The 9,385-nt window shown below is 55.5% G+C and carries 10 protein-coding genes; 5 read left to right on the top strand and 5 right to left on the bottom strand.

All coding sequences use genetic code 11. The features are described from left to right. Positions 1–11: 11 nt before the first annotated feature. The 5 genes from surA to apaH are packed head-to-tail and all read left to right on the top strand — an operon-like array spanning position 12 to position 4,344. Entirely contained in the window at positions 12–1,298 is a 1,287-nt protein-coding gene (gene surA, locus OGY35_RS01875) for a peptidylprolyl isomerase SurA (protein WP_152405901.1), read from the top strand. Then, entirely contained in the window at positions 1,298–2,287 is a 990-nt protein-coding gene (gene pdxA / locus OGY35_RS01880) for a 4-hydroxythreonine-4-phosphate dehydrogenase PdxA (protein ID WP_286631274.1), read from the top strand. The genes surA and pdxA overlap by 1 nt, the downstream gene beginning before the upstream one ends. Beyond that, entirely contained in the window at positions 2,284–3,105 is an 822-nt protein-coding gene (rsmA, locus tag OGY35_RS01885) for a 16S rRNA (adenine(1518)-N(6)/adenine(1519)-N(6))-dimethyltransferase RsmA (protein ID WP_286631275.1), read from the top strand. The genes pdxA and rsmA overlap by 4 nt, the downstream gene beginning before the upstream one ends. 2 nt (positions 3,106–3,107) lie before the next feature. Beyond that, positions 3,108–3,485 carry a Co2+/Mg2+ efflux facilitator ApaG/CorD gene (gene apaG, locus OGY35_RS01890; RefSeq protein WP_046475370.1) on the top strand — a complete coding sequence of 126 codons (378 nt, stop codon included), beginning with the start codon at positions 3,108–3,110 and terminating at the stop codon, positions 3,483–3,485. Between the two features lie 10 nt (positions 3,486–3,495). Continuing rightward, entirely contained in the window at positions 3,496–4,344 is an 849-nt protein-coding gene (apaH, locus tag OGY35_RS01895) for a bis(5'-nucleosyl)-tetraphosphatase (symmetrical) ApaH (protein ID WP_286631276.1), read from the top strand. 97 nt (positions 4,345–4,441) lie between these two features. Here apaH and folA read toward each other — a convergent pair whose 3' ends face one another. The 5 genes from folA to OGY35_RS01920 form a co-directional block, all read right to left on the bottom strand. Further along, positions 4,442–4,921: a type 3 dihydrofolate reductase gene (folA, locus tag OGY35_RS01900; RefSeq protein ID WP_042323929.1), complete on the bottom strand. Its 480-nt coding sequence runs from the start codon at positions 4,919–4,921 to the stop codon at positions 4,442–4,444. 198 nt (positions 4,922–5,119) lie between these two features. Further along, on the bottom strand, positions 5,120–6,982 hold the full coding sequence (kefC, locus tag OGY35_RS01905; protein ID WP_152405905.1) for a glutathione-regulated potassium-efflux system protein KefC: 1,863 nt from the start codon (positions 6,980–6,982) through the stop codon (positions 5,120–5,122). Next, complete coding sequence (gene kefF, locus OGY35_RS01910) at positions 6,975–7,505, bottom strand: glutathione-regulated potassium-efflux system oxidoreductase KefF (protein ID WP_152405906.1); 531 nt, start codon at positions 7,503–7,505, stop codon at positions 6,975–6,977. The genes kefC and kefF overlap by 8 nt, the downstream gene beginning before the upstream one ends. A 103-nt stretch (positions 7,506–7,608) precedes the next feature. After that, complete coding sequence (locus tag OGY35_RS01915) at positions 7,609–7,842, bottom strand: YgdI/YgdR family lipoprotein (RefSeq protein WP_042323934.1); 234 nt, start codon at positions 7,840–7,842, stop codon at positions 7,609–7,611. A gap of 102 nt (positions 7,843–7,944) precedes the next feature. Further along, positions 7,945–9,276 carry an MFS transporter gene (locus OGY35_RS01920; protein ID WP_152405907.1) on the bottom strand — a complete coding sequence of 444 codons (1,332 nt, stop codon included), beginning with the start codon at positions 9,274–9,276 and terminating at the stop codon, positions 7,945–7,947. Between the last annotated feature and the right edge of the window lie 109 nt (positions 9,277–9,385).

Raw genomic sequence — 9,385 nt, forward strand, 5'->3', positions numbered from 1 at the left:
ATGGAAAAAGTATGAAGAACTGGAAAACGCTGCTTCTCGGTATCGCCATGATCGCGAATACCAGTTTCGCTGCCCCGCAGGTAGTCGATAAAGTCGCAGCCGTCGTAAATAACGGTGTCGTACTGGAAAGCGATGTTGATGGCCTGATGCAGTCTGTCAAACTGAACGCCAACCAGGCAGGTCAACAACTTCCGGACGACGCTACGCTGCGTCATCAGATCCTGGAACGTCTGATCATGGATCAGATTGTCCTGCAGATGGGTCAGAAGATGGGCGTAAAAATCTCTGACGAACAGCTTGATCAGGCGATTGCCAATATCGCTAAACAGAACAACATGACGCTGGATCAGATGCGCAGCCGTCTGGCTTATGATGGTCTGAGCTACTCAACCTATCGTAATCAGATCCGTAAAGAGATGCTCATCTCTGAAGTGCGTAACAACGAAGTGCGCCGCCGCGTGACGATCCTGCCGCAGGAAGTCGATGCGCTGGCGCAACAGGTTGGCAATCAAAATGATGCCAGCACGGAGCTGAACCTGAGCCACATCCTGATCCCGCTGCCGGAAAACCCAACGTCTGACCAGGTGAACGACGCAGAATCCCAGGCGCGTTCCATTGTTGAGCAAGCCCGTAACGGCAGCGACTTCGGCAAACTGGCGATCACCTATTCTGCTGACCAGCAGGCGCTGAAAGGCGGCCAGATGGGTTGGGGTCGTATTCAGGAACTGCCGGGCATTTTTGCCCAGGCGCTGAGCACCGCGAAGAAAGGCGATATTATTGGCCCGATTCGTTCCGGTGTCGGTTTCCATATCCTGAAAGTGAACGATATGCGCGGCCAGAGCCAGAGCATCTCCGTGACCGAAGTTCACGCTCGTCATATTCTGCTGAAGCCGTCGCCTATCATGACCGACCAGCAGGCGCGTCTGAAGCTTGAGCAGATCGCAGCGGATATCAAGAGTGGTAAAACCACCTTTGCTGCCGCAGCGAAAGAGTTCTCTCAGGATCCGGGCTCGGCTAACCAGGGCGGCGATCTGGGCTGGGCTGCTGCGGACATTTTCGATCCGGCATTCCGCGATGCGTTAACCCGCATGAACAAAGGCCAGATGAGCGCACCGGTGCACTCCTCTTTCGGTTGGCACCTGATCGAACTGCTGGATACGCGTAACGTTGATAAAACCGACGCCGCGCAGAAAGATCGTGCTTACCGTATGCTGATGAACAGGAAGTTCTCGGAAGAAGCCGCAACCTGGATGCAGGAACAGCGCGCCAGCGCTTACGTTAAAATCCTGAGCAATTAATGACGGTTGCTCAACGTGTTGTGATCACTCCCGGCGAGCCCGCCGGGATTGGTCCGGATCTTGTCGTTCAACTTGCCCAGCACGACTGGCCCGTTGAACTGGTGGTTTGTGCCGATGCCACGGTACTGGCCGACCGGGCGGCAATGCTCGGTCTTCCCCTCACGCTACACCCCTACTCCCCACAAAACCCTGCCAAACCGCAGGCTGCCGGCACGCTTATGCTGTTACCCGTCGCACTTCGTGCGCCTGTCGTTCCTGGGCAGTTAGCCGTGGAAAATGGCGAGTATGTGGTGCAGACGCTGGCCCGCGCCTGTGACGGCTGTTTACAGGGTGAATTTGCTGCGCTGATTACGGGTCCCGTGCATAAAGGCGTTATCAACGACGCGGGCGTGCCTTTCACCGGTCACACCGAGTTTTTTGAAGAGCGTTCGCAGGCGAAAAAAGTCGTGATGATGCTGGCGACCGAAGAGTTACGCGTGGCGCTGGCGACCACCCACCTGCCGCTGCGCGACGTCGCTGACGCCATTACCCCCGCGCTGCTGCATGAAGTGATTGGCATTTTGCATCACGATCTGCGCACCAAATTTGGTGTGGACGATCCGCGCGTGCTGGTCTGTGGTCTGAACCCACATGCCGGTGAAGGGGGGCATATGGGCAGCGAGGAGAATGACACAATCATTCCGGTGCTTGACGCGCTACGCGCCCAGGGGATGAAATTGATGGGGCCGCTACCCGCTGACACGCTGTTTCAGGCTAAATATCTGCAACATGCCGATGCTGTGCTGGCAATGTACCACGATCAGGGCCTCCCCGTGCTAAAATACCAGGGATTTGGTCGCGGCGTGAATATCACGTTGGGCCTGCCCTTTATTCGTACCTCGGTTGATCACGGCACCGCGCTTGAACTGGCGGGTCGGGGTGAAGCTGATGTCGGCAGTTTTATTACGGCGCTTAATCTCGCCATCAAAATGATTGTTAATACCCAATGAATAATCGAGTCCATCAGGGCCACTTAGCCCGTAAACGCTTCGGGCAAAACTTCCTCAACGATCGGTTTGTGATCGACAGTATTGTCTCCGCCATTAACCCGCAAAAAGGTCAGGCGATGGTCGAAATCGGCCCCGGTCTGGCTGCGCTGACGGAGCCGGTTGGCGAACGTCTGGATGCGCTGACGGTCATTGAACTTGACCGCGATCTGGCCGCTCGTCTGCAAACACATCCTTTCCTGGGACCCAAGCTGACTATCTATCAGCAGGACGCCATGACCATGAATTTTGGCGAATTGTCTGAAAAGATGGGACAACCGCTGCGCGTGTTCGGCAACCTGCCCTATAACATCTCTACGCCGCTGATGTTCCACCTGTTTAGCTATACTGATGCCATAGCCGATATGCACTTTATGTTGCAGAAAGAAGTGGTGAATCGTCTGGTTGCAGGACCAAACCGTAAGGCGTATGGTCGCTTAAGCGTGATGGCGCAATATTATTGCAACGTGATCCCGGTGCTTGAAGTGCCGCCATCCGCTTTCACACCGCCGCCAAAAGTGGATTCCGCCGTGGTGCGACTGGTACCGCACACCACGATGCCCTATCCGGTAAAAGATATTCGCCTGTTGAGCCGCATCACCACAGAAGCGTTCAACCAGCGCCGTAAAACGATTCGTAATAGCCTCGGCAATGTGTTCAGCATTGAGGTCTTAACGGAACTGGGTATTGACCCGGCAATGCGAGCGGAAAATATCTCTGTCGCGCAGTACTGCCAGATGGCGAACTATCTGTCAGAAAACGCGCCATCGAAGGAGAGTTAAGCATGATCAATTCGCCCCGAGTGTGTATTCAGGTCCAGAGCGTCTATATTGAGGCGCAATCCTCACCTGATGATGAACGTTACGTTTTTGCCTACACCGTAACCATCCGCAATTTGGGGCGAGCGCCCGTGCAGCTACTGGGACGCTATTGGTTGATAACCAACGGTCATGGCCGAGAAACCGAAGTCCAGGGAGAAGGTGTGGTCGGTGTTCAGCCGCACATTGAACCTGGCGAAGAGTACCAGTACACCAGCGGTGCCGTTATTGAAACGCCGCTGGGCACCATGCAGGGTCATTACGAAATGATTGATGAGAACGGCGTCGCCTTTACCATCGATATTCCGGTTTTCCGACTCGCCGTTTCCACTCTTATTCATTAAAACAATAACTATGGCAACATACCTTATTGGCGACGTTCACGGTTGCTACGATGAGCTGATCGCATTGCTGCAACAAGTCAATTTTACGCCCGAAAACGATACCTTGTGGTTAACCGGCGATCTGGTCGCCCGTGGCCCCGGCTCACTGGACGTGCTGCGTTATGTGAAATCACTCGGCGACTGTGTTCGTCTGGTGCTTGGCAACCACGATCTGCATCTGCTGGCGGTTTTTGCGGGTATCAGTCGCAACAAACCGAAAGACCGTCTGAGCCCACTGCTGGAAGCACCGGACGCGGACGAACTGCTCAACTGGCTGCGCCGTCAGCCGCTGTTGCAGATAGATGAAGAGAAGAAGCTGGTAATGGCGCATGCGGGTATCACGCCGCAGTGGGATTTGCAGACCGCCAAAGAGTGCGCACGTGATGTCGAAGCGGTGCTGTCGAGCGACTCTTACCCCTTCTTCCTCGATGCCATGTATGGCGACATGCCGAATAACTGGACGCCGGAACTGACCGGACTGGCACGGCTGCGCTTTATCACCAATGCTTTTACCCGGATGCGTTACTGCTTCCCGAACGGGCAACTGGATATGTACAGCAAAGAGTCCCCGGAGGATGCTCCCGCACCGTTGAAACCGTGGTTTGCCATTCCTGGGCCCGTCAGCGAGGCTTACAGCATCGTGTTTGGTCACTGGGCTTCTCTGGAAGGAAAAGGGACGCCGGAGGGGATCTATGCGCTGGATACCGGATGCTGCTGGGGAGGAAATTTAACCTGCCTGCGCTGGGAAGATAAGCAGTACTTTGTTCAGCCGTCAAACCGACAGATGGATCTGGATGAAGGCGAAGCCGTTAACGCCTGAGCTGTTTTGCCTGGTGGCGCTGCGCTTATCAGGCCTACGAGATGGTTTGTAGGCCGGATAAGACGCTAAGCGTCGCCATCCGGCACTCATCACTTACTTAGCGGCGTTCCAGAATTTCGAAACAATAGCTGTGTGAGTTCTGCCCGTCAGCGTCGTGAAACTCACTGAACACCGATTCCCAGTCATCCGGCTCGTAGTCCGGGAAATGCGTATCCCCTTCCACTTCCGCGTCGATGTGCGTCAGATACAGTTTCTGCGCTTTTGGCAGGAACTGCTCGTACACACGCCCCCCACCAATCACCATAATTTCTGGCGCATCACCGCAGGCCGCAATCGCTTCATCAACCGATTTAACCCACTGCACGCGATCGTCAGTACCCGGCTGGCTGCTGATGACGATGTTCTTACGTCCCGGCAACGGTCGGCCGATGGATTCCCAGGTATGGCGCCCCATAACGACAGGTTTATTTAACGTATTACGTTTAAACCAGGCGAGATCAGCAGGTAGATTCCACGGCATGGCGTTTTCCATGCCAATAACGCGATCTACCGCTAACGCAGCAATCAGACTGATCATTGAATATTTCCCGGAAGCAAAAAAAATTGTCGCCACTATACGGAAAGAGCAATCTTTCGTCGACTAACGAACAGAAGAAGAGCACGAAAATTTTCCGATCTGCTGGCGAGTCCACGACTTCGCAGTGGACTCCCGGCATTACAGTAGTTCAAAAACAATCAATTAACAGTAAAGTTTGCAGTACATCACATTTTTTACTCAGGTTGACGGTTTAACTTCCGGTTCATCGGCAACGTCTCCAGTATGCTTACCTTCGTCGGTTCCCTGCCAGCCATGGCGCTGAATGAGCGACAGATGTTCGCGATCCTCGGTGATGATTTCGCTCAACATCGCGCTGGTTCGTTTATAGACCGCCGCCCGGGAGATTGCGTCGTCCTCACCTTTCGCCATTTCTTCCACCATTTGCGTATTAAAGCGGCGGAACAGGTCAGCGCGTTCACGCGCTTCATAACGGCCAAGCCCGAGGCTTTCCAGCGCCAGACGCCCGGTTTTAAGTGCGCCTTCAAACGTTTCACGTTCCGGTTGATCCACACCCGCCTGGCGCAGGCGAATGTAATGATCGACATCGCGCGCCCGCGCAATAATTTGCAGGTTCGGGAAATGGATTTTTACCATCTCCGTCAACTCCAGGCTGGTTTGCGGATCGTCAATGGCGTTAATCAGCACTTCCGCTTTCGATGCCCCGGCGGACTCCAGCAGATCCATCCGGGTTGCATCGCCGTAGAACACCTTCATGCCGAATTTACGCAGCGTCTCGATGTGGTCCGGATCGTGATCGAGAACCACCATCTTCACGCCGCTGGAGAGCAGCAAACGGCCGGTGATTTGCCCGAAGCGCCCAAACCCGGCAATAATCACGCGCGGCTGCTCTTCATCAATTTCATCAGCTTCCCGTTCTTCACCCGCGGCCGATTTCTCCATTCGCGTGAGGATGACCAAGAAAATCGGCGTCGCTGCCATCGACAGCGCGACCGCCAGCGTCAGTGCTTTCGCCCATTGCGGATCGAGCACGTTCGCCATCTGCGCCGCACCAAAGACCACAAACGCGAACTCACTGCCCTGCCCGAGCAGTACCGCAAACCAGCGACGCTGTTTATTCGGCACCTGTAAAGGACGAGCAATCAGCCACAGCACCCCGGTTTTAATCACCAGGAAGCCGACCAGCAGAATAATGATACGTAGCGGATTATCGATAAACGTCCCGAAATCGATAGACATGCCGACGCCGATGAAAAACAGCCCCAGCAGCAGCCCCTTAAACGGCTCGATATCGCTTTCCAGCGCGTGGCGATACTCTGAACTTGCCAGCAATACGCCAGCCAGGAACGCCCCCATCGCCATCGACAGTCCCACCTCTTCAAGCAACAGCCCGAAGCCAAAAACCAGAAACAGCGCCACGGCGCTGAACACTTCGCGCAGGCCAGAACGCGCAACGAAACGCAGCGCCGGACGGGTCACATAGCGCCCCAACAGCACCACCAGCACCAGCGCGCCAGCGACTTTCAGTGCCGACAGCGCGAATGCCCCGAGCGTGGTCGACGCGCCACTCGTTGCCAGTAGCGGGATCATCGCCACCAGTGGAATCGCCGCGATATCCTGGAACAGCAGCACGGCAAAGGCGCTGCGCCCCATCTGCGAAACGGTCAGGTTGCGCTCATTCATCGCCTGCATGGCAATCGCCGTGGAGGAGAGCGCCAGCGTCATACCAATCAGTTCCGCCACCTGCCAGCGCAGGCCGAGGAACATACAGAACAGACCAATCAGGCCGCCGCAGACCACCATCTGTAGCGCGCCGCCGCCAAACACCGAGGCGCGCAGTTTCCATAGCCGCTGGGGATCGAGTTCCAGGCCAATGACGAACAGCATCAGCACCACGCCGATTTCGGCAAAGTGCAGAATAGATTCGGCATCCGTTACCAGACGTAAACCCCAGGGGCCGATGATGCAGCCCGCGATGAGATAACCCAGCACCGAGCCTAAGCCCAGCCGGACGGCAATCGGCACGATCAGCGCCGCCGACCCAAGATAAATCAGCGCCTGTATGAGCGTATGGCTATCCATTGTGCGCCTCCTGCCATTCCATCAGTCGTTGCTTGTAATGACGTGCCTGCGCCTGCAGCGTTTCGTCATCGCAGATAAACGTACAGTGCATCGCAAACGGTGGAAGCCAGTTGAGCCCGCAGTAGATTGCCGTCGCCTGGAGCGGCTGTGAGAGCACATCAAAGCCTGGGTGCGAACCGATATCGAAGTGATTATCGCCGCCGCCGGTGGTCACCGCCCACATCACCTGTTTACCGCGCAGCGCTGTCCCGCCGTGACCATAGGCCCAGCCGTGGGAAAGCACTTTATCCATCCACAGTTTGAGTAAGGGGGGAACGCTGTACCATTGCATGGGGTGCTGCCAGACGATCAGATCAGCGCGAGAGAGCGCCTCTTGTTCCGCAGCGATATCGATATTGAAGTCAGGATAGAGTTGATAGAGCGAACGAACCTCGACGCCTTCCAGCGTCCTTGCCTGCTCAAGCATCCGTTTATTCGCATGCGAATGCTGCGGATAAGGATGCGCATAAATAATGAGAATCATGATAAGCCTGTTATTTTACCACTCTGTTTTATAAGAGAGTGTAGTCAGTAATCCAACAGGCTAATAGTGAATATTATTGAGCAGACAAATGGACAAAACTGAACTAGTTATCCAGCTCGCTCATATTTTTCACCTGATCGCGGTTAATTTGCTCCGTCTGGCCAGTTTCCGCGTTTTTGTAGGAAACCAGGCCCGTATCGTCATCCACCTGCGGTTTACCGTCGGTGACAATGGTTCGGCCATCGGTCGTCCGTACAGCCTGGTTCGAAGAGCAGCCGGCGACGGTGAAGACGGTTGCTGCGGCAAAAATGGAAGCGATCAACAGTTTCTTTTGCATGGTGTTCTCCCTGCTTTTCAGTCATTTTCAGTGATATACCCATTAACTGTAGACGCACTGACTGACGCTGAGGGCAAATACAGAACACTCTGAAGGTTCACCTTAAGACAGCGGTTTCCTGCGAATCGTCATCGTACTGGTCTGAGCAAGCGTCAGGCCGCGCGTTTCTGGCGCAAAGGCAATGGAGACCAGCAGCCCTACCAACGAGATCCCCGCCCCCATCAGCATCACCTGGCTGATACCGTATTTAGTAATGAAGATCGGCAATGCCCAGGTGGAGAGAATGGTGCCAATGCGACTCAACGACATGATCACCCCCACGGCGGAGGCGCGAATATCGGTCGGGAACAGTTCATTGGGATAGAGCCACTGTAGATTCCCCGGTCCACCGGAGAAAAAGGCGTATACCGCGAATGCCGTCACCACCAGCCAAATACCCATTTCCGGGATCAGCCCCAGCACCGCCAGCGCCAGCGTCATCATCACGAAGCTGCCAATCAGCAGCGGTCGCCGCCCCGCACTGTTCAGCCAGAACATCGGCGGGATACAGCCCAGCATAAAGAACAGGCTGATCACCACGTTACCCAGCGCCGCGCTCTTCCCGGCCCCCAGCCCCAACAGACCGACAATCTGCGGACCAAAGGTGTAAATGGCAAACATGGGGATCACCTGACAGGTCCAGATCGCCGCGACAAACAGCACAAACGGAAAGTGGCGACGATTGAACAGCTGCAAAAAGCGCGTCTCCTGCGTCGTGTCTTCATCAAACGCCACCGGCTCGCCGAACAGCTTAATCATCATCGCTTCGCACTCTTTGACCCGCCCTTTGCGCAGCAGCCAGCGCGGGGATTCGGGCAAATCAAAGCGACCGATCAGGATCAAAAGACAGGGGATCGCCGCGCTCCCGAGCATCCAGCGCCAGCCGCCTTCGACGTCATACAGCCAGTACCCCACCAGATCGGCGCAGGTCGCGCCGACGTACCACATCGCCGCAATAAAACTGATCGAGAAGGCGCGTTGCCGCGTGCTGGAAAACTCGGTAATCATCGAGGTGGCGATAGGATAATCTGCGCCAATCACGACGCCAATCAGCACCCGCATCACCAGCAGCTCAGCCGGGGACGAAACAAACATGGTGGCTACCGATATCACCCCGATGGCGATGATATCGATGAGAAACATTTTGCGCCGCCCTACTTTATCCGAGATATAACCAAACAGAGAAGTGCCGACAAACAGCCCGGCCAGCGTTCCCGCGCCCAGCAAACCAATCCAGTCGGCATCCAGCTTCAGCGCTGGCGTGAGCTGTTCCAGCGCAACGCCAATCATCACCAGCACATAACCGTCCAGAAACGGGCCACCGCTTCCCCACAGCATGATCCTGCGGTGAATAGAGGAGAACTGAATATCATCAAAGTTCCTGGGCTGTTGCATGGCGATGTCCTGTTTGCCGACATTCGGCATTAGTGCTTAACTGCCTGATGGCGCTGCGCTTATCAGGCCTACTTATCCCCCGTAGGCCGGATAAGGCGTTTTCGCCGCC

The sequence above is a fragment of the Citrobacter sp. Ct235 genome (genome assembly GCF_030332305.1).
GTDB classification, from domain to species: Bacteria; Pseudomonadota; Gammaproteobacteria; order Enterobacterales; family Enterobacteriaceae; genus Citrobacter_A; species Citrobacter_A telavivensis.